The sequence below is a fragment of the Microbacterium capsulatum genome, assembly GCF_030865425.1.
GTDB lineage: Bacteria > Actinomycetota > Actinomycetes > Actinomycetales > Microbacteriaceae > Microbacterium > Microbacterium capsulatum.
On sequence record NZ_JAVFCB010000001.1, the window covers coordinates 26,703 to 50,993 of the forward strand.

Genomic DNA, 24,291 nt, shown 5'->3' on the forward strand with positions numbered 1-24,291 from the left:
GATCAGCCCTCGAGAGCTTCCTGCGGCTTGGCGGTGGATCCCGCCTTCAGCTCGGCGAGGCGGGCCTCGACCTCGGTGAGCTCGCCGAGATCCTCGAGGCTCTCGAACTGCGCGTCGATCGACGAGGCGGCGATCTCGGCCTTGCCCTGGGCGATCGCCTCCTGACGGCGGATCTTGTCCTCGAAGCGGCCGAGCTCGCTGGTCGGGTCGAGCACGTTGATCGACGAGACCGCGTCCTGCACCTTGGTCTGCGCCTCGGCGACCTTGGCGCGGGCGAGCAGCTCGCTGCGCTTCGCCTTGAGCTGCTCGAGCTTGTCCTTCATCGTGTTCAGGCCGCTCTTGAGCTTGTCGACGACCTCGGTCTGCGCCGCGATCTGCGGCTCGGCGGTCTTCGCCTCGCGCTCCGAGCTGATCTGGCGCTGCAGCGCGATCTTGGCGAGGCTGTCGAACTTGTCGGCGTCGACCGCGTTGCCGGTCGAGCGCAGGTCGTCGGCCTTGCGGCTCGCGGCGAGGGCCTTGTTGCCCCACTCGGCGGCGGCCTGCACGTCCTCCTGGTGGTCCCGCTCGAGCAGGCGCAGGTTGCCGATGGTCTCGGCGATCGCCGACTCGGCGTCCGCGATGTTGTTCGTGTAATCGCGGACGAGCTGATCGATCATCTTCTGCGGGTCCTCGGCGGAGTCGAGGAGGGAGTTGATGTTGGCCTTCACCAGGGTGGAGATGCGGCCGAAGACGGACTGCTTGGTCATGGGGTGTCCTTTCCAGGGTTCCGTTCGAAGTTGTCGTGGGTCGAGAGGGAGCGCGGGGGAGGGGCCGCTCAGAAGCGGCCGCCGGATCCGGAGCGGCCGCCGCCTCCGCCGAAGCCGCCGCCGCCGAAGCTGGAGGCGCCGAATCCGCCGCCGCTGGACCGCCAGCCGCCGCCGTTGCGGCCCGCGCCCCAGCCGGAGGAGTGCCCGGCGCCGGACAGGATCCCGCCGATGATGCCGCCGAGGATCGCGTCTCCGAGGTTGCCGCCGCCCCAGGCGCCCGCATTCGGGACGCTCTGGTCGACGCCGTACCCGTCGACGGATCCGCTCGCCAGGGACGATGCCTCCCGGGCGAGCGCGATCGCGCGCTGGGCGTGCTGGAGCGCGGTGCCGGGGTCGGCGAGCCGGGTCGTCTCGGCCTGGTCGTACTCGGTCGAGGCCTGCGCCACGCGGGTGCGGGGATCGGCACCGATCGCGCCGCGGCGGGTCGTGATGTAGGTGTTCGCGGTGGTGATCTCGGCGCGCGCCTGGGCCAGCGTCTGCTGCAGCACCTGCTGCGCGCGCTCGGCCTGCTGCTGCCCGCTGCGGATCGCGGAGACGGCGCCGTCGATCCGGGTGTTGGCCGCGGTCAGCGCCTCGACCACAGCCTGCGGGCGCCGGCCCGTTCCGGTGAGGTCGGTGCGCGCCTGGTCGAGGGCCTCGCGGGTGCCCGCGACGACGGCGTCGAGTTCGGGCGAGGCGGGCAGGGCGGACGCGCCGGCGATGTCCTGCTCCAGGTCGGACATCAGGGCGCGGGCCTGGTCCTCGGTCCTGCCGAGGTCGTCGTGCAGCGTCGAGATCGCGGCGGCCAGCTGTCCGGCCTGCAGCACGGCTTCCTCGGCCGTGCGGATCGCGAAGGCGGTCTCGCCGCGCTTGTCCTCGGCGAGCAGTCGCTGCGCGTCGGCGATGCGGGCGTCGGCGAGCTCGAGCCGGCTCCGGGCCTGAGCCGGGTTGTCGGCGACCGTGCGCAGCGCCGAGGCGTCGTAGACCGCGACCAGCCGCTCCAGTGCGGCCGGTGCGGCGTCGACGGCGGCCGCGGCGTCGGCGCGGTGGGCCTCGAGCTGCTGCAGCGCCTGCTCCGCGCCCTCCTCGAGCCGCCTGAGCTCGTCGAACGCCGCGACGTTCGCGTCGAGCGCCGCGTCGGCCTCCTCGCACAGCTGGATGATCCGCAGATCCCACTCCCGGCGCTGCTGCGGGGTGTCCGGCACGTCATCGTCGAGCTTCTGCCTGAGCGCGAACGCCTCGTCCAGCTTGGCCCTGGCCTTCGACACGACGTCCGCGAACACGCTCGTCGCGCTGTCGCCGAACTGGGCGATCGCGAAGCCGAGATCCTCGGTGGACGAGGTGACCGCGTCGTCGGTGTGCACGAGCGCGGACCCTGCCCGCTGCGCGAGCTCCTCGTCGCTGATCGCGTCGAGCGGATCCGTGACCTGCTCCGTGGTCACCGGGGCGATGCGCGCGGCCGCGCGGCGGCGCATCGCGAAGAGCACCCAGACCCCGGCGACGATCGCGACGACCGCGACCCCGCCGAGCACGATGCCGCCCACGCCCCATCCGCCGGAGGAGCCTGCGCCCTCGAAGCCGGCGGCCGCGGTGCGCACCGCCGCGGCCCAGTGCTGGTCGTGCAGGTCGTTGACGAGCGAGTCCGAGATCGCGTCGACGCGGCTCAGCGAGACCGGGCCGCGGCTGTCGGCGGAGATGTAGAACTGGCGGTCGCTCACCGCGATCGCGAGCAGATACTGGTTCCGGCCGAGCCCGTTGTCGCGGGCGACCTGCTCGGTCCACTGCTGGCTGTTCTCCGGGTCGGTGAACGCGTCGATGAAGACGACGAACAGCTGCATGTCCTTGGTGCGGCTGAGCGTGGTCAGCCGCGCGTCGAGCGCGGTGACCTCGGCGGAGGACAGCGCCCCGACCTCATCCGTGACGTATCCGGAGCCGAGCGTGACGGGCGCCGTGGCCACCGCGGGTGAGGCGAGGAAGGACATGCCGAGCACGCCCAGGACCACCCCGACGACGACGGCCCAGCGTGCTCGCATCTTCGCTCCTCCCGGGTCCCGGCAGACCCCCTTGCGAGTCTATTCCGCGGGATTGGGGCCGGGTAGGCGATCGGGAGTGCTCATAGCGAACACCGAAGATGCGTGCGGCGTCGTGCCGTTGCGGCGGCGCACGCGGGGCGGATCCTAGGCTGGTGCGGATGGACGACAGGTACGGATCGGATGTGCTCGCCGCGGGCTGGCGGGATCGCGGCGCGAAGACGGTGATCGACGTCGCCGCGGACAAGGACCTCGTCGTCGAGGTCGCCGTGGACGGCTTCTGCGGCGCCGTCACCCGGAACGAGGGCGGCCAGGTCGAGCTCGAGGACTACCGGGGCCGGCGCCGGCTGTTCCCGCTGGGCGGCGGCTTTATGATCGACGGCGAGCCGGTGCGGCTGGTGCACCCGTCGAAGACGTCGCAGGGCGGCGCGCGGCGCACCGCCTCCGGATCCTTCGCGGTCGGCGACGCCAGGGCGCGCACGGCCCTGCCCAGCCGGATCCTCGTCGAGGGCCGGCACGACGCCGAGCTCGTGGAGAAGGTGTGGGGCGACGACCTGCGGGTCGAGGGCGTCGTCGTGGAGTATCTGCAGGGCATCGACCTGCTGGACGAGCTGCTCGCGGCCGAGCCGCCGAGCCGCACCCGCCGTTACGGGGTCCTCGTCGACCACCTCGTCGCCGGGTCCAAGGAGACCCGCATCGTCGATCAGATCCTGCGCGGGCCGCACGGCGCGCACCTGCGCATCGTGGGGCACCCGTTCATCGACGTGTGGCAGTGCGTGACCCCGGTCGCGATGGGGATCAGGGCATGGCCGCAGATCCCGCGCGGCACGGACTGGAAGACCGGGATCTGCCGCGCGTTCGGCTGGCCGGCGGAGTCGCAGGCCGACATCGCGCACGCGTGGAAGCGGATCCTGTCCCGCGTGACGACCTACCGCGACCTGGAGCCCGCGCTGCTCGGCCGGGTCGAGGAGCTCATCGACTTCGTCACCGAGCCGGGGGAGCGGGCATGAGCGGCCGTTCCGCGCGCGGTGCAGGGCGGGCGCGTCCCTCGGCGGGCTCAGGAGCCGACGCCGCCGCCGGATATCCTGGAGGGATGCCCGAACCCCGTACCTTCCGCGACGAGCCGGTGTCGTTCGTCCGGCGCAGCGGCCGCATGTCCGAGGCGCAGGAGCGCGCGTTCGCCGAGCTCGCGCCGCACTACCTGCTGGACGTGCCGCGGGACGTCGCCTGGACCTCGGTGCACCCCGAGGCGCGGCTCGACCCCGCGGCCGAGTACGGCCGTGAGGCGCCGCTGATCGTCGAGGTCGGCTCCGGCCAGGGCCACGCGATCGTCGCCGCCGCCTCGTCGCGGCCGGCCGAGGACTTCCTCGCGGTCGAGGTGTTCCGGGCCGGCCTCGCCCGCACGATGCTCGACGCCGACCGCGCGGGCGCGCGCAACCTGCGCCTCGTCGAGGCGAACGCGCCCGAGGTGCTCTCCTCCTACCTGCCGGAGGCCGCGGCGAGCGAGGTGTGGATCTTCTTCCCGGACCCGTGGCACAAGAAGCGCCACACCAAGCGGCGCCTCGTCCGGCCTGGGTTCGGCGCCACCGCCGGGGCCGCGATCCGCGACGGCGGACTGCTGCGTCTCGCCACCGACTGGGAGGACTACGCGCTGCAGATGCGCGAGGTGCTCGACGGGGCGCCGGAGTTCGAGCGCGCGTTCGAGGGGGAGTGGGCCGAGCGCTTCGACGGGCGCGTGATGACCGCGTTCGAGCGCAAGGGCCTCGCGAAGGGGCGCGACATCCGCGACCTCACGTACCGGCGCGTGCCGAGGGCCTGACCGCGTTTTCGCCTGCTGACCGGCGGGTCTGTCTCCCGGTCGGATCCGGCGGGAGCACAATCGTGCCATGTTCTTCGTCATCGGCGCGGTGCTGGCGGGGCTCGGGGCCCTGATCCACGTGTACATCTTCGTGCTCGAGTCGGTGCGCTGGACGCACACCTCGACCCGGCGGATCTTCGGCGTCGCGACCGAGGCGGACGCCCGCACGATGAAGCAGCTGGCGTTCAACCAGGGCTTCTACAACCTGTTCCTGGCGATCCTCGTCGTGATCGGGGTCGTCGTCGCGCTGGGCTCCGGCGTCTGGTTCGTCGTGGGCTGGGCGCTGACGCTCGCCGGTGTCGGCATGATGCTCGCCGCGGCGCTCGTGCTCGTGCTGTCCGACCGCACCAAGCTCCGCGCGGCGACCGTCCAGGGGCTGCTCCCGCTGCTCGCGGTGGTGGCCCTGGTCGTCGCGGTGATCTGAGCGGGCGTCCGGGTCGGATCAGATCGCCATCCGGCTCATCGACGCGATCGCGTCGAACATGGTGATGAGCAGCCACATCGACCAGCCGATGGAGATCAGGAAGGTGGCCGCGGTCGCGGCGATCGCGACCCACAGCGTCGCCCAGCCGGCCCCTGCCTGGCGGTGCACGACGACGGCTCGTCCGATCGGATAGACCGGGTTGAGGAAACTCCATGCCCAGTGGAAGCGCTTCGGATAGCCGAGCCGGCCCAGCTCCTCGTGATCGCGGTACGCCGCGACCACGCCGAGGGCGAGCAACCCCCAGTTCAGGAGACCGATCAGCGTGAACGCGATCGTCATCGGCATCATCGAGGAGTACATCTCGATCATGGGAGAGGGGGCGGCGGTGCCCGGCCTGGTCCGCATCGTGGTGAGCAGGAACGTCAACTGTCGGAGATACGCCTGCATGAACCCGCTCATCGCCCAGAGCTGCGCCGCGGTCAGGACGGCGGCTGCCACGAGCACGTAGGCCGTGACCCAGCCCCACCGGGTATGCACCGGCGTGCCGGGAGGGACCGTGGGTCCCGGGATCGTCACCTGCGTCATTGCTCCATGCCCCCGCATCTCCATTCGCCCCTCCACGCGCCGACGGTTGGTGAGGCGCGTCGCGTGATCCTGTCGGGTCGGCGCGCGGAGCCTCCTGGCGAATGGAGCCTCGCCGGTCGGGTGGTGAGGATGCGATGAAGGGCCGCCCTGGAGGGCGGCCCTTCATCGCATTCGTGCCCCCGACAGGAATCGAACCTGCGACCTACGGTACCGGAAACCGGCGCTCTATCCGCTGAGCTACGGAGGCGTACCGAACGAGCCTAGCATCGGATCCGGCCCCCGATTCACCACGCGGCGCGCGGGCCGCGACGACGGACGCGCCCCCGGATCCAAGATCCGGAGGCGCGTCGCAGAAGCAGCGGCGTGCTACTTCGAGGTGCCCTGCGACACCGACCCCTGCAGCTGGCGCTGGAAGAGGATGTAGACGATGAGCACGGGGACGATCGTGATCATGGCCGCGGCGAACAGGGCGCCGAAGTCGACCTGGTAGCCGGCTGCGGAGGCGAAGGCCGCCATGCCCTGGGAGAGCACGTAGTTCGGCTGACTCGTGTTCAGCGCGATCGGCAGCAGGAACTGGTTCCACAGGCCGAGGAAGTTCATGATCGCGACCGCGGCGAGGCCCGGCCGGGCCATCGGGAGCATGACCTGGAAGAACGTGCGCCATTCGCCGGCGCCGTCCACGTACGCGGCCTCCTGGATCTCGTACGGCAGTGACTTGAAGAACGAGAACAGGAAGAACACCGTGAACGGGAGCGCGAACGCGACGTACGTGATGATCAGGCCGGGGAGGGTGTTCAGCAGCTGCATGCCCTGCAGGATGAAGAACAGGGGCACGATGGCGAGGAACACCGGGAAGGTGAGACCCGCCAGCATCAGGTAGTAGATGATCCGGCTGCCGGGGATCGAGAACCGGGCGAGCACGTAGGCGCACATCGCGCCGAGCAGCATCACCAGGATGAGGGCGCAGCCCACCACGATCACGGTGTTCAGGAACATCGGGCCGAAGTTGTTGCCGACCCAGGCCTTGACGTAGTTGTCGAAGTTCCAGTTCGCGGGCAGCCCGAACGGGGACTTGAAGATCTCGGCCGTGGTCTTGAACGAGCTGAGGACGGTCCACAGCAGCGGCAGGATCACGACGATCGACCAGATCACCAGGACCACGTGCGAGACGCCGCCGACGACCTTGTCACTGGTCGTGGGCTTCGTCGTACGGATCTCCTGTTCCTGGTTCGGCTCCGTGCGGGCCTCGGCACGCGTGGTCACGCTCATGCGCGTCCTCCTTCATCCTTGCCGCCGATGAGACGGAAAATTCCGATGACGACGCCCGCGAAGAGCAGCGTGATCGCGGCGAGCACGACGCCCATGGCGCTCGCGAGGCCGAACTGGCCCTTCTCGAACGCGGTGCGGAACAGGTACTGGCTCATCACTAGGGTGCTGTTGCCCGGACCACCGGACGCGTTCAGGCCGGCCATGTAGACGAAGGCATCCAGCGCGAGGATGCCGAGGTAGACGTATGCGGTCTGCACGTTGTCGCGCATCTGCGGCAGCACGATCGACGTGACGGTGCGGAACCGTCCCGCGCCGTCGATGCGCGCTGCTTCGAGGGTCTCGGCGGGGATGCCCTTGATGGCCGCGATGAACAGCACCATGTAGAACCCGACCATGCCCCAGACGATCACGAAGATCGAGGCGCCCATGGCGGTGCTCTGATCGCCCAGCCAGGCGAAGTTGTTCATGTTGACGCCGAAGATCTCGAGCACGCCGTTCAGCAGGCCGTTCGGCGTGTAGATCGCGTTCCACAGGATGGCGATCACGATCGCCGGGATCACGTACGGGAAGAACGACACCACCCGGTAGAAGCTGGATCCCTTCAGGCCCCGCACCTGACCGCTGGACGGGCCGCCGACCGTGATCAGGCTCGCGAACGCGAGCGCGATGATGATCGTGATCAGCGGCAGCACGACCGCCAGCAGGATGTTGTTACCCATGGCCTGCAGGAAGGTGGTGTCCTGGAACAGCTTGACGAAGTTGTTCACGCCGATGAAGCTCATGTTCGGCGAGAAGCCGGTCCAGTTCGTCATCGAGTAGTAGACGGCCTGGACGAACGGCGAGATCACGAAGATCACGAACAGCGCCACCGGTAGCACGAGGAACACCAGTAGGAAAGACACATAATCGAGCGTCAGTCGGCGCTGCCCGATGCGGAGGGCCTTGCGGCCCCCCGCACGAGCAGCAGTCACGGCGGCGGTGTCCGTTTCACCGCCGAGACCCGGACTGCTGAGGGTCATTACTTGATCTCGATCTTGGTGACGGAGCTGTCGTTGCGGACCTTGTCGGTCAGCGCCTGCAGCTGGGAGGTGATCTCGGCGACGGACATCCCGCCGGCCAGGAACGAGTTCCAGATCGGCAGCTGGTCCGAGTTCATGCCGTACAGGTTGAACGACTTGATCGTGAACACGTTGTCGCCGGCCCCGTCGAGCATCTTCACCTGCGACGCCAGCGCGGTCGAGCCGAACGCGTCGGCGGGCACGGTGCCCTTGACGATCGTCGGCGCGAGCTTGTGCTGGGTGAACCAGGTCGCCGCCTCCTTGGACAGCATCGTGCGCAGCAGCTCCTTGCCGCCCGCCGCGTTCTTCGCCTTGGAGGGGACGATGAACGGCTCGCCGGCCTCGGCGCGCATGGTGCCCTTCGGAGTCGTCTGCTTGGTGTCCAGCGGCAGCTCGGGGATGCCCATCATCTTGAAGTTCGGAGCGGTCTGCGACTTCATCTCGTTCTCGATCCACGAGCCCGAGGGGTAGAGCAGTGCGGCCTGGTCGAGGCTCCACTGCGACTGCGCCTGCGTGAACTGCGTGCCCGCGCCGCCCGGCTTCATGTAGCCGGCCTGGATGAGGTCGTGGAAGATCGTCAGGATGTTCTGGATGATCGGGTGCGACCAGCAGCCAGCCTTCAGGTTCTCCAGCGGGAGGCGCACGTCGTCGCCGCCCTGGATGACCGCCGAGTCGACGACGAACGTCTGGTAGTACGTCGCCGCCTCCTTGCCCCAGACGAAGAGGTACTTGCCCTTGGCCTTGGCCGCCGCACCCAGGTCCTTCAGGTCCTGCCAGCTCGTCGGGACCTTGAAGCCGTTCGCCTGGAACAGGGCGTCCGAGTACCACAGGCCGTACACGGTCATGACGTAGTTCAGAGCCTTGAACTTGCCGTCGAACGTGCCAGGGGCCTTCACGCCGGCGTACAGCGTGTCGCTGATCTTCTTGCCCTCGAGGTTGTTCGAGTCGAGCACGTCGTCGAGCGTCTCGAGCTGGTCGAGGATCGTGTTCCAGCCGATCGAGTTGGCGCCCGAGTTGTCCACGAGGTCCGGCGGGTTGCCGCCGACGAAGCGGGGCTGCAGCTCCTGCGCGATCTTGGTGGACGGGGACACCTTCGCGGTGACCTTGTTCTTGCCCTTGCCCATGATCGTCGCGGCGTTCTCGACGTAGTCGACGCCGTAGCCGCCGTTGAAGATGACCGCGTCGACCTTCGAGTTCGCCGCGACGCCGAACGGGTTGTCCGCCGTCTTCGCGCCGCCGCCGGAGCCGGAGTTTCCTCCGCCGCCGCCGGGAGCCGCGCAGGACGCCAGGCTGACACCGAGGGGCACCATGACAGCCGCGAGCGCCGCGCCGCGCAGCAGCGTGCGCCGGCTGATGGAAGCGTCGTTGGTTTCCATGTGATTCTTACCTTCCTAGTGAGGGTGTGAGGGAGAGGATGAGTCTGTGAGGCGGCTCAGGCGCCGCGTCGGAGCCGGTCCAGGTAGCGGGCCTCGAGCGCCGAGTTGTGCTCGTCGCCGCCGGGGATGTTGGCCGAGATGTACATCGGCGGGACCTCGCCGGCGTCCGCCATCGTGCGGGCGACGCCGAGGGTGAGCAGCTGCGCGATGAACGCCGCCGTGATCGAGGAGATCGCACCGGCGGAGATCTCCTCGGTGACCTGGAGCGTCGAGTCGCCGTACGGGGCGAGGTTGTCGATCACGACGTCCGCGATCTCGCTGAGCCGCTTGCCGCTCGGGTGCTTCGGCTCGACCCGGCTGGTGTGCTCGAGGCTCGTCACGGCGATCACCGGGTGGCCGTGCTCCTTGGCCCACAGGGCGACGCCGACGATGGATCCGTTCACGCCCGAGTTCGAGGCGATCACGAACACGTCGTTCTCGGTGACGGGGGAGACCGCCATGAGCTCGTCGACCACCCAGGGCTCGCGCTCGAGGGATCCGGTGAGGACCTCGACGGTGCGCTCCCCGTGCAGCACGATGTCGCGCAGCGCGATCCGGTTGGTCGGGATCAGCCCGCCGGCGCGTCCGGCGATCTCCATCGCGAACGCCTCGGAGTGCCCCGTGCCGAACGCCTGGATGACGCCGCCGGCGCGGAGCCCGTCGACGAGCAGCGCGATCGCGGGGTCGAGGCGGCCCGCCTCGGCGTCGGCGGCCAGGCGGTCGAGGCGCGACTCGGCCTCGCGCAGCAGATCCATCGGGGAAGCGCTCATCGGGCGGACTCCTTCTCGCGGCGGGGGCCGCGCTCGAGGGGGGAGGGTGTTGCGCGACGGTGCGAGGACACCGCCATCGCGCTCGCGGCCAGGCGGGTGGCCGCCTTGCCGAGGGTGCGCTGCGCCACGAGCACGTAGAGCAGATCGATCACGAGCAGCTGCGCGTGCTTGATGGAGAGGTCGTCGGGGCGGTCGGTCGGGCTCGCCGAGGACGTGATGAACGCGACGTCGGCGATCGAGGCCAGCCAGGAGTCGGCCCGGGCCGTGATCGCCACGGTGAGCGCGCCGGCCGCACGCGCGTGCGACAGCATCTCGATGGTCTCCTCGGTGCTGCCCGTGTTCGAGATCCCGACGGCGACCGAGGAGCCGTCCTGCAGCACGGCGCTGGTGAGCCCGTCGTGCACGTCCGACCAGGAGTGCGCGTTCACGCCGATCCGGTACAGCCGGCCGCGGAACTCCTCGGCGATCACGCCGCTGCCGCCCACGCCGTAGATGTCGACATGCCGGCTCTCCGCGATCGCCCGGGCGACGAGCTGCACGTCGTCGAGGTCCAGGAGGCTCGTCGTGGTCTCCATGCTCCGCGTGTGCAGGCCGAGCAGGGTCAGCAGCACCCGGTCGGCGGGGTCGTCCTGGCTGATGTCGTCGGCGATGTCGGTGCGCCAGGTGGTGCCGGCGTCTCCGCGGCCGGACTCCGCGGCCACGCCGACGCGGAACTGCGTGTAGCCGTCGAAACCGATCGCACGGCAGAACCGGGTGACGGTGGCGGGGGAGGTGCCGGCCCGGTCGGCGAGCTCGGTGATCGTGAGCTCGACCGGGGCCGTCGGATGGGCGAGGATCACCTCGGCGATCTTCGCCATCGCCCGGGGCATCGCAGGGCGACGCAGCGAGATGCGCTGCGTGATCGACAACTCGTTGCCGACTTCCTGCATGAGTGGCACCATTGCCTCCATTGAAAATGCGTCGGGGATCGGCGCGGCTCGGGTGAAAAACATTCTCATCCTGTCTCGGGCGAAACGTCAAGACGGACAGATAACAAATAGGACGCAACATGCTCGTGATCGGTGTGGACGCGGGTGGGACCTCCACCCGCGCGGTGCTCGCGACCGCCGAGGGACGCTGCCTGGGCCACGGGCGCGGCGGCAGCGGGAACCCGACCTCCGCCGGCATCGCGCTCGCCGCGGACGGCGTGCTCACCGCCGTGCAGCAGGCGCTCGCCGCCGCGGGAGCCGACCTCGCCGACGTCACCGCGATCGTGGCGGCGATGGCCGGGCACGACTCGAACGGCGGGGCGACGCCGTGGCTGGCGGATCCGCTGACGCAGCGCGGATTCCGCGGCACGCTCGCGTTCGAGTCCGACCTGCTCGCGATGTACTGCAGCGGCGCGGTCGCCCCGGTCGGCTACGGCGTGGTGTGCGGCACCGGGGCGAGCGTGGTGCGCGTGCAGGACGGGCGGATCGTGGCGACCGCGGACGGGCTCGGCTGGCTGCTCGGCGACCGCGGCAGCGGGTTCTGGATCGGGCGCAGGGCCGCGCACGCGGCCGTCGACGAGCTGGAGGGCATCGGGCCCGGCACCGCGCTCACACCGCTCGTGCTCGAGGCCGCCGGCGTTCCGGTCGAGGGCGCCGACGGGCCGGGCCGGGACGGACGCCCGCGCGGGCTGGGGCGGCTCATCCGCGCCCTGTACGCGCAGCGGCCGGTGCAGCTGGCCGAACTCGCCCCTCTCGTCTTCACGGCCGCGGAGGACGGGGACGCCGTCGCACGCGCGATCCTGGATCGGGCCGGCGAGCTGCTCTCCGGCTCGTTCGACCTCGTGCGGGACGGATCGGGGCCCGTGGTGATGGGTGGGAGCATCGTGTCCCGCCCGGGGCCGGTGCAGGCCCGTCTGCGCGCGCACCTCGACGTCGCCGAGGGCCGGTACCCGGTCGTGACGGTGGAGAGCGGAGTGGCCGGGGCGACCATGCTCGCCCTGCGGCACGCGGGCGTGCCCGTCGGCGAGGAGCACCTCGCGCTGCTGCGCTCCGGTCTGCCGGGCTGACTGCGGGCGGGACTCCGGGGCGCGCCCGTGCGGGCGCCCGGACCCTGTTCGTGCGGGTGCCGACCGGGTTCGCGGCCTAGAATCGGAGGTCTATGAATCCCGAAGCCCTCGCCGCCGCGATCCTGTCCGTCCTCGCCCCGATCGCGGACGAGCGACGACCCGGCGAGCCGCTCGTGCTCGACGCCTCCGCCATCGTGCTGGAGCGCCCGCGCAACCGCGACCACGGCGACTGGGCGACGAACATCGCGATGCGCCTGGCCAAGCAGCTCGGCGCGAACCCGCGCGAGCTCGCCCAGCAGATCGCCGACGGCCTCGCCGCGGTGGACGGCATCGCCTCGGCCGAGGTCGCCGGCCCCGGCTTCCTCAACGTGCGCCTCGAGGCGGGAGCCGCGGGCGCTCTGGCCAAGGTCATCGTCGACGCGGGCGATGCCTACGGTCGCAACGACTCCCAGGCCGGCCGCACGATCAACGTCGAGTTCGTCTCGGCGAACCCGACCGGACCGCTGCACATCGGGCACACCCGCTGGGCGGCGCTCGGCGACGCCATCGCGCGGCTCCTCGACGCGAGCGGCGCGACCGTCGCCCGCGAGTTCTACATCAACGACGCCGGCGCGCAGATGGAGCGGTTCGCCGGATCCATCGTCGCGGCCGCCAAGGGCGAGCCGACCCCCGAGGGCGGCTACGCGGGCAGCTACATCGCCGACATCGCGGCGCGCGTGATCGCCGAGCGGGAGGACTTCCTCGCGCTCGACGAGGAGGTGCAGCTCGTCGTCGCGCGCGAGCTCGGCTACCAGTTCCAGCTCGCCGAGCAGCAGGAGTCGCTCGCGAAGTTCAACGTCGTCTTCGACGTGTGGTTCTCCGAGCGGATCCTGCACGCGAAGGGCGAGGACGGCGGGCCGAGCCTCGTCGACAAGGCCGTGGATCGCCTGCGCCTGCAGGGGCACGTGTTCGACGAGGACGACGCCGTGTGGGTGCGCACCACCGATTTCGGCGACGACAAGGACCGCGTGATCCGGCGCTCGAACGGCGAGTACACCTACTTCGCCGCCGACGCCGCGTACTACCTGAACAAGGGCGATCGTGGCTTCGCGCACAAGATCTACCTGCTCGGCGCCGATCACCACGGTTACGTGCATCGTCTGAAGGCGCTCGCGGGCGCCGCCGGCGACGACCCGGACAAGGACGTCGAGGTGCTCATCGGCCAGCTCGTCTCGGTCGGCGGGGCGCGGCTCAGCAAGCGCGCCGGCAACATCATCGAGATGGACGACCTGCACGAGTGGCTCGGCACGGATGCGCTGCGGTACTCGCTCGAGCGCTCGCCCGCCGACTCGCCCCTGTCGCTCGACCCCGAGCTGCTGCAGAAGCGGACGAACGACAACCCGGTCTTCTACGTGCAGTACGCGCACGCCCGCACGCACAACGTCTCGCGCAACGCCGCGGACTCCGGCGTGGACCGCTCCGCGTTCGCGCCCGAGCTGCTCACGCACGAGACCGAGTCGGCGCTGCTCGGCGCGCTGCAGGAGTTCCCGCGGATCGTCGCGTTCGCCGCCGAGGTGCGCGAGCCGCACCGCGTCGCGCGCTACCTCGAGGAGCTCGCCGGCCTGTACCACCGCTGGTACGACAACTGCCGCGTGATCCCGCAGGGCGACGACGAGATCGAGGACGTGCACCGCACCCGCCTCTGGCTCAACGACGCCACAGGCCAGGTGCTGCGCAACGGACTCGGCCTGCTCGGAGTGTCGGCGCCGGAGCGGATGTGACATGAGCGGCGACGAGGACACGCAGCCGACCGAGCCGTATCCCCGGAGCCTCGGGTTCGAGTACCCCGTCGCCGTCCCGCCGCGCCCTGCGCCCCCGGTCACTGCCGTGCGCCGTGCGCCGCGCTGGCCGTGGGTGCTCGGCGTCGTCGTGGTCGTGCTCGCCGCGCTCGTCGTCGGCGGCGAGTTCGTCGCTCGGGCCGTGGTCGCGCAGCAGATCCGCTCCCAGGTCGTCACGGGGCTCAAGCTCCCGGCGGATCAGCAGTTGGACGTGCAGGTCGGCGGGATCGTGCTGCCCCAGCTCGTCGCGGGCCGGCTCGACGACATCCGGCTCAGCTCGAAGAGCGTCCCGATCGGGCCGATCACGACCGCGGTGTCGGTCGAGGCGACCGGCGTCCCGATCCGCGGCGGACGGCTCGGCAGTGCGACCGGCACGTTCCGGATCGGTCCGGATCAGCTCGAGAAGGCCTTGAAGAGCGCGGCGGGGTCGACGCCGATCGACGCCGTGACCCTCACCGGCAAGGACGTGAAGGCGACCGGCACGGCGACGCTGTTCGGCGCGACCGTGCCGCTCGCGCTCTCGCTCACCCCGGGCGCGCAGGGCGGCGAGCTGACCTTCACCCCGACCTCCGTGACGATCGGCGCGATCACGCTGAACTCCTCCGACGACTCATCGCCGTTCGCGCGAGCGCTGAAACCGCTCTTCGCGACTCAGGCCGTCTGCATCGCGGACCGTCTGCCCGCCGGCGTGCACCTCAGCGGCCTGCGCGTGGACGACGGCGCGCTCGCCGCGACGTTCACCGCCGACAGCGCGATCACGACGGATCCCGAGCTCCTCCGGAACGGCACCTGCCCCGCCCGCTGATCCGAGCATTCCCCGGGGCTGATCCCGCGCCCGCTGTTCTGCCCCTCCACCCTTCGCTCGCTGGTCGCGAATCGTCGCCTGGAGGGCCGGATGAGGGCGTGTCGCGACCAGCGAGCAGGGTTCGAAGCGGGTGCTCAGGACGTCTTGTCGTGCATCGCCGGGTCGGGCTTCGCCGGGTCGGGCTTCGCCGGGTCGGGCTTCGTCAGGTCGGCCTTCGCGGCGTCGCGCTCCGCTCGCGTGGCCGTGAGCAGGCGCTCCGCGCGATCCAGGCGCCGCTCCGCGAACGAGCGGGGATGCCCGGACGCGCGATCCTCGCCGTCCTCGACGCCGGTGATGATCCAGGCGCTCGCGAGGAGGATCACCTGGGCCGACAGGTTCAACCACAGCAGCAGCGCGATGAGCGCCGCGAACGCGGCGAGCAGCGGATTCGAGCGCGCGCCGCCCACGAACAGGCTGGACAGCTGCTGCAGCACGAGCAGGCCGAATCCGCCGAGCACCGCGCCACCCCACAGCGTGCGCCCGCGCGCCCGCACCCCGGAGAGCACCGTGAAGAGCCCCGCGATGATGGCGGTGTCGAGGGCGAACACGACCAGCGCCGACAGGACGCGGCCGGGCCAGTCCAACCCGGGCGAGTGCGCGACGCCGAGCATCGTGGCCACGAAGTCGAGGCCCAGGGCTCCGACCACGCTCGCCCCCGCGGACAGAGCGAACGCGACCGCGATCCCGACCGCGAGTGCGAGGTTGCGCAGCAGCACCCACACCCACAGCACGTCGTCGGCGAGTCTGCCGGCCAGGGTCCGCAGCGCGATCCGTAGGGATCCGATCGCGCCGAGCGCGGCCCCGACCAGCACGATCACGGAGATGACCCCCGTGATCGACAGCCCGACCGGCGCTCGGATGAGCGTCGGATCCACGAGTCCGTTGCTCCCGACCAGCCCGGGGATCGCCGCGTCGACCGCCGAGACCAGCGCGGCGAGCGCCTGCGGATTCCCGGACAGCCACAGCCCCGCCGCGGAGAATCCGAGCAGCACCGCCGCGAACACGCTGAACAGCGCGCGGTAGGTGATCCCGTCGGCGAGCATCGGGCCGTGCTTCTCGGCGTAGAGCAGCCATGCCCGGGTGACCCGCAGCCGCAGCGCGCGCGCCACGAGCGCGTCGACGGTGCGGGCCGGCCAGGGCCGGCCCGCGGACGCCTCATCGGAAGCCATGCACCGAGCGTATCCAGTCGGGCGCCGCGATCCGGGAGCCGACGCGAGGAGCGTCGGGGGCGTGGAACGGGGCGTCACAGCCGCAGGGCCCGTACTCCGCGTGCCCTAGAATTCTCAGAACTCGGCACCGTTCTGAGCCGGGCATCCCACCTGTGACAACCTCGACGATTGGTGATCCGTTGCTCTCCGCATCGCCCGACGACGCGCTCGCCCCGGACTGGCTGGAGCTGCCGTCCGACCCGAACGATCTGGTCGAGGGGGTGTGGCCCGCCTCGGCCCGGCGCGACGCCGACGGGGAGCTGAGCATCGGCGGCGTCGGCGTCTCCGAGCTGCGGGCCCGCTTCGGCACCCCGCTGTACGTGCTCGACGAGGGGGAGGCGCGCGCACACGCCGCCCGGATCAAGGCCGCGTTCGACGCCGCCGCAGCCGCGCACGGCACGAAGGCCCGCGTCTACTACGCCGGCAAGGCGTTCCTCAGCACCGAGGTCGCCCGCTGGGTGACCCAGGAAGGGCTGCGCGTCGACGTGTGCACCCGGGGCGAGCTGGAGACCGCGCTCGCCGCGGGTGTCAAGCCCTCGCGGATCGGCTACCACGGCAACAACAAGAAGGTCTCCGAGCTGGAGCGCGCGGTCGAGGTCGGCGTCGGCGCGATCGTGCTCGACAGCGCGATCGAGATCGAGCGGCTCGGCGCGATCGCCGAGCGGCTCGGCGCCGTCCAGCGCGTGCTGCTCCGCGTGAACAGCGGCGTGCACGCCGAGACCCACGACTTCCTCGCCACCGCCCACGAGGACCAGAAGTTCGGCACGCCGCTCGAGGCGGCCCCCGCCCTCGTCGAGCGGATCCGGGAGATCCCCAGCCTCGACCTGCGCGGCCTGCACTGCCACATCGGCTCGCAGATCTTCGGATCCGCGGGATTCGCGGAGTCGGCCTCGCGCATCGTCGAGCTGCACGCGGCCCTCCGCGAGGACGGCGAGCTGCCCCTGCTGAACCTCGGCGGCGGCTTCGGCATCGCCTACACCCGCGCCGACGACCCGACCCCGATCGAGGAACTCGCGACCGCGATCGTCGACGCCGTCGCGGCGGAGTGCGAGGTGCGCGGGATCCCGATCCCCGCGCTCGCCTTCGAGCCCGGCCGCGCCGTGATCGGCCAGGCCGGCGTGACGCTGTACGAGGTCGGCACCACCAAGGACGTGTCGCTCGGCGACCGCGGCGACCGCCTCTACGTGAGCGTCGACGGCGGAATGAGCGACAACGCCCGCCCCGCGCTGTACGGATCGCAGTATTCGGCGCGGATCGCCTCCCGCGAGGGGACCGGCGAGCCGGTGCTCGTCCGCGTCGTGGGCTCGCACTGCGAATCGGGGGACGTCGTCGTCGATCACGAGTACCTCCCCTCCGACGTCACCCCGGGCGACCTGCTCGCGGTGCCGGCGACCGGCGCGTACTGCCACGCGCTGGCCAGCAACTACAACCACACTCCGCGCCCCGCGGTCGTCGCCGTGCGCGATGGCGCGGCTCGCGTGATCGTGCGGGGGGAGACCCTCGCCGACCTCCTCGGACGGGACGCCGGCATCGCCGCTCCCGCGGAGGCCGCCCCCGGTGCCCGCACCGGAGAAGGAGAAGCATGACCGACCCCCGAACCCTCCGCGTCGCCCTGCTCGGGGCCGGATCCGTGGGATCGCAGGTCGCGCGCCTGCTCATCGAGCACGCCGACGACCTCGCCGAGCGCAGCGGCGTCCGCCTCGCGCTCGCCGGGATACTCGTCCGCGACCCCGACGCGCCCCGGGACAGCCCGCTGCCCCGGGAACTGCTCACGACCGACGCCGAGGAGCTGATCCTCGGCGCGGACATCGTGATCGAGCTGATGGGCGGGATCGAGCCGGCGCGCAGTTACGTGCTGCAGGCGCTGCACTCCGGGGCCGATGTGGTCACCGGCAACAAGGCGCTGCTCGCCACGCACGGCGCGGAGATCTTCGAGGCGGCCGATCAGGTCGGCGCGTCGGTGTCGTACGAGGCCGCGGTCGCTGCCGCGATCCCGATCATCCGGCCGCTGCGCGACTCGCTCGCGGGCGACCGGATCGCGCGGATCTTCGGCATCGTGAACGGCAGCACGAACTTCATCCTGGACGCGATGGACCGGCAGGGGCTGAGCGCCCAGGAGGCGCAGCGGATCGCCACCGAGCTCGGCTACCTCGAGGCCGACCCAACCCTGGACCTGGAGGGCTACGACGCGGCGCAGAAGGCCGCGATCCTCGCCAGCCTCGCCTTCCACACCCAGGTCACGATCGACGACGTGCACCGCGAGGGCATCGAGTCGGTCACCGCGGACATGATCGCCGACGCCCGCCGCGCGGGCTACGTGGTCAAGCTGCTGGCCGTGTGCGAGCGCCTCGCCGAGGCCTCCGGCGACGGCGTCTCGGTGCGCGTCTACCCGGCCCTGATCGACCGCGAGCACCCGCTCGCGAGCGTGCACGGCGGCAACAACGCCGTGTTCGTCGAGGCCGAGGCCGCCGGCCCGCTGATGTTCTACGGCGCGGGTGCGGGCGGCGTGCAGACCGCCTCGGCCGTGCTCGGCGACGTGGTCTCGGCCGCGCGCCGGCACATCGCCGGCGGCGTGGGCGTCGGCGAGTCGGCCCGGCAGAGCCTGCCGATCGCGCCGTTCGGGCACATCACCACGCGCTACCAGATCACGATCGAGGTGGCCGACGTCACCGGAGTGCTGGCGACCGTTGCCGGGATCCTCAGCGACCACGGCGTCTCGATCGCGACCGCTCTGCAGACCGTCGAGGACGGCGAGGCGAGCACGACCGCGCGCCTCGTGATCGGCACCCACCGCGCGACGGAGCAGGCGCTCAGCGACACCGTCGCCCGCCTGGCCGAGAGCGCTGCGGTCACCCGCGTGGTCTCCGTGCTGCGCGTCGAGGGGGAGTGAGATGACCTCGCTCCTGGGGCGCACCGTCGACGTGCGCGTCCCCGCGACCAGCGCCAACCTCGGTCCCGGCTTCGACACGCTCGGGCTCGCGCTGAGCATGTACGACGAGCTCGAGGTCACCGCCCTCGAGCCGGGCCGGGTGGAGATCGAGGTCTCCGGATCCGGCGCGGAGGAGATCCCCGTCGACGCGTCCAACCTCGTCGTCCGCTCGATCGCGCACGTCTTCGCGGACGCCGGGGTAGAGATGCCCGGCATCCGCCTCATCGCCCGCAACGGCGTCCCGCACGGCCGGGGGCTCGGATCCTCCGGGGCCGCGGTCGCCGCGGGCGTGCTGGCGGCGAAGGGCCTGCTGGAGGGCGTCGTCGAGCTCGACGACGCCGCTCTGCTGCGACTGGCGACCGAGCTCGAGGGCCACCCCGACAACGTCGCGCCGGCCCTGTTCGGCAGCCTCACGATCGCGTGGACGGGGGAGCGCGGCCCGCAGCACAAGAAGCTGCTCGTGCACCGCGGCGTGTCGCCACTCGTGCTCGTTCCCGGTTACACCATGTCGACCAAGGCCGCCCGCAGCCTGCAGCCGGAGCACGTGCCCAGCGAGGACGCGGTGTTCAACGTGTCGCGCTCGGCGCTGCTCATCGCGGCGCTCACGCAGAGCCCCGAGGTTCTGCTCGATGCGACCGACGACCGGCTGCACCAGGACTACCGCGCCCCCGCGATGCCGGAGACCAGCCGGCTGGTCCGCGCCCTGCGCGCGGAGGGCTTCGCGGCCGTCGTCTCGGGAGCCGGACCCAGCGTCCTCGTGCTCTGCGACGGTCCGGGATCCCGCCTCGAGGCGGCCAGGATCGCGGACGAGGTCACGGACACTCCGTGGATCCCGCGGATGGTCGCCGTCGATGTCCGAGGTGGTACAGTGAGGGAACGAGCGGAGGGTCCTTCGTCACAATCGTGATCACGACCTCCGACGCAATCTCTGCGTCGACCGCACACCACCCGAAACCGCACCGCGAGACGGAGATCGTGTTCGCCGCGGACGTGTTCACCGGGTGGCATGCAGGGGACAGCCTGTTCTCGGCATGATCGTGCGGCATCGCCCGGCTTTCGCCGTGCGCCGCTGAAACGCCCACGACTTACAAGAGGAGTACTCGTGGAGACCATCTCCGAGACCCAGAACGAGACCGCGGCCCCCGCCGCATCGGCGCCCGTCGAGGACGCCCCCAAGACGCCGCGCAAGCGCGCCCCGCGCCGTGCCACCACGGCGTCGGCCGCCGCCAAGGCCGCCGAATCGGCCGAGGCCGTCGTCGAAGCCCCCGCGGCCCCGGCCGCCGCTGCCGAGGAGGCCCCGAAGGCCAAGGCGCCGCGGCGCAGCCGGGCGAAGAAGACCGAGGACGCGCCGGCCGAGGCCGCGCCCGAGGCTCCGGCCGAGCAGCCGGCCGCAGATGCTGCCGCCGAGGAGGCCCCGAAGGCCAAGGCGCCGCGGCGCAGCCGGGCGAAGAAGACCGAGGACGCGCCGGCCGAGGCCGCGCCCGAGGCTCCGGCCGAGCAGTCCGCCGCGGCGGCTCCGACCGCCGAGACCGCCGAGGCTCCCGCCGAGACCCGTGACAAGGCCGCCGCGGACACCGCGTCCGAGGCTCCGGCCGAGGGCGGCGAGGAGTCGACCAGCCGTTCGCGCAGCCGCAGCCGTTCGCGCAGCCGCAGCCGCGGCCAGGGCGGTCAGGACGGCGCCCAGGGCAACCAGAACCAGAACCAGAACCAGAGCCAGAACAGCAACCAGCGCGGCGGATCCGTCGACGCCGACGAGGACGGCGCCGGCTCGAGCCGCAGCCGTCAGCGCAACAAGCGCCGCGGCGCCGCCAACGCGAACGTCGACGAGTTCGAGACCGAGATCGGCGAGGGCGACGTCCTCATCCCGATCGCCGGCATCCTCGACGTGCTCGACAACTACGCGTTCGTGCGCACGACCGGCTACCTGTCCGGCCCGAGCGACGTGTACGTCTCCCTCGGCCAGGTCAAGAAGTACAACCTGCGCAAGGGCGACGCCGTCGTCGGCGCGATCAAGCAGCCCCGCGAGGGCGAGCAGCAGGGCCGCCAGAAGTACAACGCGCTGGTCAAGGTCGACTCGATCAACGGCCTGAGCACCGAGGACGCCGCGAACCGCGTCGAGTTCTCCGCGCTCACCCCGCTCTACCCGCAGGAGCGCCTGCGCCTGGAGACCGCGCCGGAGAAGCTGACGCAGCGCATCATCGACCTCGTCGCGCCGATCGGCAAGGGCCAGCGCGGCCTCATCGTCGCCCCGCCCAAGGCCGGCAAGACGATCGTGCTGCAGCAGATCGCCAACGCGATCGCGATCAACAACCCCGAGGTGCACCTCATGGTCGTGCTCGTCGACGAGCGCCCCGAAGAGGTCACCGACATGCAGCGCACGGTCAAGGGCGAGGTCATCGCCTCGACCTTCGACCGCCCGGCGGAGGACCACACCACGGTCGCCGAGCTCGCGATCGAGCGCGCCAAGCGCCTCGTCGAGCTGGGCCGCGACGTCGTCGTGCTGCTCGACTCGATCACCCGCCTCGGCCGCGCCTACAACATCTCGGCGCCGGCCTCGGGCCGCGTGCTCACCGGCGGCGTGGACGCGTCCGCGCTGTACCCGCCGAAGCGCTTCTTCGGCGCCGCGCGCAACATCGAGAACGGCGGATCGCTCACGATCCTCGCCACGGCGCTCGTCGAGACCGGATCCAAGATGGACGACGTGATCTTCGAGGAGTTCAAGGGCACCGGCAACAGCGAGCTGCGCCTGTCCCGTCAGCTCGCGGACAAGCGGATCTTCCCGGCGGTCGACGTGAACGCGTCCTCCACCCGCCGCGAGGAGATGCTGCTCTCGCCGGACGAGGTCAAGATCACCTGGAAGCTGCGCCGCGCCCTCGCCGGGCTCGACCCGCAGCAGGCGCTCGAGGTCGTCCTCGGCAAGCTCAAGGAGACCAGCTCGAACGTCGAGTTCCTGGTGCAGATGCAGAACGCGCAGCTGAGCGCGCAGACGCACAAGCCGGCGAACGGCACCGGGCACAGCCACGCGTCCGAGAACAGCATCCGCTGATCCGGCGGCCGCGGATCCTTCATGTTCGAACAGGTCGAGGCGCTGCGCGACGAGCACCGCAGGGTGGAGAGGGAGCTCTCCGACCCCGAGGTGCACGCCGACGCCGCGCGTGCGAAGCGGGTCAACCGCCGCTACGCAGAGCTGAGCCGGATCGTGAAGGCGCACGACGACTGGATCGCCGCGGGCGAGGACCTCGACGCCGCCCGTGAGCTCGCCCGTGAGGACGACGCGTTCGCGGACGAGGTGCCGGGTCTGGAGGAGGGGCTGCAGCGCGCCCAGGAGCGCCTGCGGCGCCTGCTCATCCCGCGCGACCCGGACGACGCCCGCGACGTGATCATGGAGATCAAGGCGGGGGAGGGCGGAGCCGAATCCGCCCTCTTCGCCGCCGATCTGCTGCGCATGTACGTGCAGTACGCCGCATCGAAGGGCTGGAAGACCGAGCTCCTGGAGCGCACCGAGTCGGACCTGGGCGGCTACAAGGACGTGCAGGTCGCGATCAAGGGGTCCTCGACGGATCCGTCCCAGGGCGTGTGGGCGCACCTCAAGTACGAGGGCGGCGTGCACCGCGTGCAGCGGGTCCCGGCGACCGAGTCGCAGGGGCGGATCCACACCTCGACCACCGGCGTGCTGGTGTTCCCCGAGGTGGACGAGCCGGACGAGATCGAGATCAGCCAGAACGACCTGAAGATCGACGTCTTCCGCTCCTCCGGCCCCGGCGGGCAGTCGGTGAACACGACCGACTCCGCGGTGCGCATCACGCACGTGCCCAGCGGGATCGTCGTGTCGATGCAGAACGAGAAGTCGCAGCTGCAGAACCGCGAGGCCGCGATGCGCGTGCTCCGCGCCCGCCTGCTCGCCAAGCAGCAGGAGGAGCGGGAGGCCGCCGCCAGCGACGCCCGTCGCTCGCAGATCCGCGGCATGGACCGCTCCGAACGGATCCGCACCTACAACTTCCCGGAGAACCGGATCGCGGACCATCGCACCGGTTTCAAGGCGTACAACCTCGACCAGGTCATGGACGGGGCGCTGGAGCCGATCATCGAGTCCGCGATCCACGCGGACGAGGAGGCGCGGCTCGCCGCCCTCAGCACGGAGTCCTGAGCGCGGACCTCTCGGTCCGTCCAGGATCCCGGGTGGTCACCAGGCCCCGCGGGTGGGCGTGGTCCCCGCGCGGGCGTCCTCCGGCAGCGCCATCTCGGCGCGCACGCCGAGCAGTCGCACCGGCCGGCCGGGGGCGATCCGGCCGATGAGCTCGCGGGCCTTCCCGCGCACGACGTCCCGGTCGGTCGTCGCCGGGATCCGCTTCGTGAACGTCTTCGTCGTGAACGGCGCGTAGCGGACCTTCAGCCCGAGGCCGATCACGGGCCGGCCGTCTCCGGCGACGTCGCCGAGGACCTGATCCAGCAGCGCCAGCGCGGCCTGCTCGATCTCCGTGCGGTCGGTGAGGTCGCTCTGGTAGGTCGTCTCGCGGCTGTGCCCGCGCGGGACCCACGGCGTGTCGTCGACGACGGCGGAGCGGCCGCCCCGGCCGAGCTCGCGATACCAGAGCCCCATCCGCGGGCCGAACTCCGTGGTGAGATCGGCCTCCGCGGCCGTCGCGAGTTCCGCGACCGTGCGGACGCCCAGGGCGAGCAGGCGCTTCGAGACCTTCGGGCCGACGCCCCACAGTTCGATCACCGGGCGGTCGCCCATCACCTCGTCCCAGTTCCGGGCGGTGAGCCGGAACACGCCCCGCGGCTTGCCGAACCCGGTCGCGATCTTCGCCCGCACCAGCGTGTCGCCGATCCCGACGCTGCAGTGCAGCCGCGTCCGCGCCAGCACGGACCGCTGGATCCGTCGCGCGTAGGCCTCGGGATCGTCCGTGTCGACGCCCACGAACGCCTCGTCCCAGCCCAGCACCTGGACCACCGCGCCGGGCTGGGCCCGCAGCTCCGACATCACCTCGGCGGAGGCGGCCAGATATGCGGGGGCGTCGACGGGCAGGATCACGGCGTCCGGCGCCTTGCGGGCAGCGATGCGCAGCGGCATTCCTGAGCCCACGCCGAACGCGCGCGCCTCGTAGGAGGCCGTCGACACCACCGCGCGCTCGGTCGGGTCGCCGCGCCCGCCCACGATGACGGGGAGCCCGGCGAGCTCGGGACGGCGCAGCACCTCGACGGCCGCGATGAACTGGTCGAGGTCCACGTGGAGCACCCAGTGCATGTCCCCGACAGTACGC

21 protein-coding genes and 1 tRNA gene are annotated in these 24,291 nt (G+C 71.3%); 11 read left to right on the forward strand and 11 right to left on the reverse strand.

The genetic code is table 11. The features are described from left to right. Window positions 1-2: 2 nt before the first annotated feature. Together RBR11_RS00140 and RBR11_RS00145 are read right to left on the reverse strand one after the other, a co-directional pair. Window positions 3-746 (reverse strand): PspA/IM30 family protein, encoded by a 744-nt coding sequence (locus tag RBR11_RS00140; protein ID WP_308487263.1) that lies wholly within the window; start codon window positions 744-746, stop codon window positions 3-5. A 68-nt stretch (window positions 747-814) separates the two neighbouring features. Next, window positions 815-2,818: a TPM domain-containing protein gene (locus tag RBR11_RS00145; RefSeq protein WP_308487264.1), complete on the reverse strand. Its 2,004-nt coding sequence runs from the start codon at window positions 2,816-2,818 to the stop codon at window positions 815-817. Between the two features lie 158 nt (window positions 2,819-2,976). Here RBR11_RS00145 and RBR11_RS00150 point away from each other — a divergent pair, with 158 nt between their 5' ends. The 3 genes from RBR11_RS00150 (at window position 2,977) to RBR11_RS00160 (ending at window position 5,097) form a co-directional block, all read left to right on the forward strand. Further along, entirely contained in the window at window positions 2,977-3,825 is an 849-nt protein-coding gene (locus RBR11_RS00150; RefSeq protein WP_308487265.1) for a DUF3097 domain-containing protein, read from the forward strand. 83 nt (window positions 3,826-3,908) lie between these two features. Next, the gene (trmB, locus tag RBR11_RS00155) at window positions 3,909-4,634 is read left to right on the forward strand and encodes a tRNA (guanosine(46)-N7)-methyltransferase TrmB (protein ID WP_308487266.1); all 726 of its coding nucleotides are present in this window, start codon (window positions 3,909-3,911) and stop codon (window positions 4,632-4,634) included. 67 nt (window positions 4,635-4,701) lie between these two features. Next, complete coding sequence (locus RBR11_RS00160) at window positions 4,702-5,097, forward strand: DUF1304 domain-containing protein (protein ID WP_308487267.1); 396 nt, start codon at window positions 4,702-4,704, stop codon at window positions 5,095-5,097. Window positions 5,098-5,115: 18 nt separating this feature from the next. Here the strand turns inward: RBR11_RS00160 and RBR11_RS00165 are convergent, their stop codons facing one another. From RBR11_RS00165 to RBR11_RS00195, 7 genes are all read right to left on the reverse strand, one after another. After that, window positions 5,116-5,682, reverse strand: coding sequence for a hypothetical protein (locus RBR11_RS00165; RefSeq protein WP_308487268.1), 567 nt, complete (start codon window positions 5,680-5,682; stop codon window positions 5,116-5,118). 174 nt (window positions 5,683-5,856) lie between these two features. Beyond that, window positions 5,857-5,929 (reverse strand) — tRNA-Arg (locus tag RBR11_RS00170). A gap of 119 nt (window positions 5,930-6,048) precedes the next feature. Beyond that, window positions 6,049-6,951, reverse strand: coding sequence for a carbohydrate ABC transporter permease (locus tag RBR11_RS00175; protein WP_308487269.1), 903 nt, complete (start codon window positions 6,949-6,951; stop codon window positions 6,049-6,051). After that, on the reverse strand, window positions 6,948-7,853 hold the full coding sequence (locus tag RBR11_RS00180; RefSeq protein ID WP_308487270.1) for a carbohydrate ABC transporter permease: 906 nt from the start codon (window positions 7,851-7,853) through the stop codon (window positions 6,948-6,950). The genes RBR11_RS00175 and RBR11_RS00180 overlap by 4 nt, the downstream gene beginning before the upstream one ends. A gap of 116 nt (window positions 7,854-7,969) precedes the next feature. Beyond that, the gene (ngcE, locus tag RBR11_RS00185; protein WP_308487271.1) at window positions 7,970-9,385 is read right to left on the reverse strand and encodes an N-acetylglucosamine/diacetylchitobiose ABC transporter substrate-binding protein; all 1,416 of its coding nucleotides are present in this window, start codon (window positions 9,383-9,385) and stop codon (window positions 7,970-7,972) included. A 56-nt stretch (window positions 9,386-9,441) separates the two neighbouring features. Beyond that, complete coding sequence (locus tag RBR11_RS00190) at window positions 9,442-10,194, reverse strand: SIS domain-containing protein (RefSeq protein WP_308487272.1); 753 nt, start codon at window positions 10,192-10,194, stop codon at window positions 9,442-9,444. After that, the gene (locus tag RBR11_RS00195; protein ID WP_308487273.1) at window positions 10,191-11,123 is read right to left on the reverse strand and encodes a MurR/RpiR family transcriptional regulator; all 933 of its coding nucleotides are present in this window, start codon (window positions 11,121-11,123) and stop codon (window positions 10,191-10,193) included. The genes RBR11_RS00190 and RBR11_RS00195 overlap by 4 nt, the downstream gene beginning before the upstream one ends. A 119-nt stretch (window positions 11,124-11,242) precedes the next feature. Between RBR11_RS00195 and RBR11_RS00200 the strand changes: the two genes are divergently transcribed. The 3 genes from RBR11_RS00200 (at window position 11,243) to RBR11_RS00210 (ending at window position 14,851) form a co-directional block, all read left to right on the forward strand. Then, window positions 11,243-12,229: an N-acetylglucosamine kinase gene (locus RBR11_RS00200; protein ID WP_308487274.1), complete on the forward strand. Its 987-nt coding sequence runs from the start codon at window positions 11,243-11,245 to the stop codon at window positions 12,227-12,229. A 92-nt stretch (window positions 12,230-12,321) separates the two neighbouring features. After that, window positions 12,322-13,989 carry an arginine--tRNA ligase gene (argS, locus tag RBR11_RS00205; RefSeq protein WP_308487275.1) on the forward strand — a complete coding sequence of 556 codons (1,668 nt, stop codon included), beginning with the start codon at window positions 12,322-12,324 and terminating at the stop codon, window positions 13,987-13,989. Window position 13,990: 1 nt separating this feature from the next. Then, entirely contained in the window at window positions 13,991-14,851 is an 861-nt protein-coding gene (locus tag RBR11_RS00210; RefSeq protein WP_308487276.1) for an LmeA family phospholipid-binding protein, read from the forward strand. A gap of 134 nt (window positions 14,852-14,985) precedes the next feature. Here RBR11_RS00210 and RBR11_RS00215 read toward each other — a convergent pair whose 3' ends face one another. After that, the gene (locus RBR11_RS00215) at window positions 14,986-16,059 is read right to left on the reverse strand and encodes a YhjD/YihY/BrkB family envelope integrity protein (protein ID WP_308487277.1); all 1,074 of its coding nucleotides are present in this window, start codon (window positions 16,057-16,059) and stop codon (window positions 14,986-14,988) included. A gap of 179 nt (window positions 16,060-16,238) precedes the next feature. On the opposite strand from RBR11_RS00215, the gene lysA reads away from it, so the two are divergent. The 5 genes from lysA to prfA all read left to right on the forward strand — a co-directional run bounded on the left by lysA (window position 16,239) and on the right by prfA (window position 23,174). Continuing rightward, the gene (gene lysA, locus RBR11_RS00220; protein WP_308487278.1) at window positions 16,239-17,684 is read left to right on the forward strand and encodes a diaminopimelate decarboxylase; all 1,446 of its coding nucleotides are present in this window, start codon (window positions 16,239-16,241) and stop codon (window positions 17,682-17,684) included. Then, window positions 17,681-18,988 carry a homoserine dehydrogenase gene (locus RBR11_RS00225; protein WP_308487279.1) on the forward strand — a complete coding sequence of 436 codons (1,308 nt, stop codon included), beginning with the start codon at window positions 17,681-17,683 and terminating at the stop codon, window positions 18,986-18,988. Before lysA ends, RBR11_RS00225 begins: the two co-directional genes overlap by 4 nt. A gap of 1 nt (window position 18,989) precedes the next feature. Continuing rightward, a complete protein-coding gene (thrB, locus tag RBR11_RS00230) occupies window positions 18,990-19,934 on the forward strand; it encodes a homoserine kinase (RefSeq protein WP_308487280.1) in 945 nt (314 codons plus the stop codon). Between the two features lie 195 nt (window positions 19,935-20,129). After that, a complete protein-coding gene (rho, locus tag RBR11_RS00235; RefSeq protein ID WP_308487281.1) occupies window positions 20,130-22,073 on the forward strand; it encodes a transcription termination factor Rho in 1,944 nt (647 codons plus the stop codon). A gap of 21 nt (window positions 22,074-22,094) precedes the next feature. Continuing rightward, the gene (gene prfA, locus RBR11_RS00240) at window positions 22,095-23,174 is read left to right on the forward strand and encodes a peptide chain release factor 1 (protein WP_308487282.1); all 1,080 of its coding nucleotides are present in this window, start codon (window positions 22,095-22,097) and stop codon (window positions 23,172-23,174) included. Between the two features lie 36 nt (window positions 23,175-23,210). On the opposite strand, the gene RBR11_RS00245 is transcribed toward prfA, so the two are convergent. Then, window positions 23,211-24,275, reverse strand: coding sequence for a DNA polymerase IV (locus tag RBR11_RS00245; protein ID WP_308487283.1), 1,065 nt, complete (start codon window positions 24,273-24,275; stop codon window positions 23,211-23,213). Window positions 24,276-24,291 lie beyond the last annotated feature (16 nt).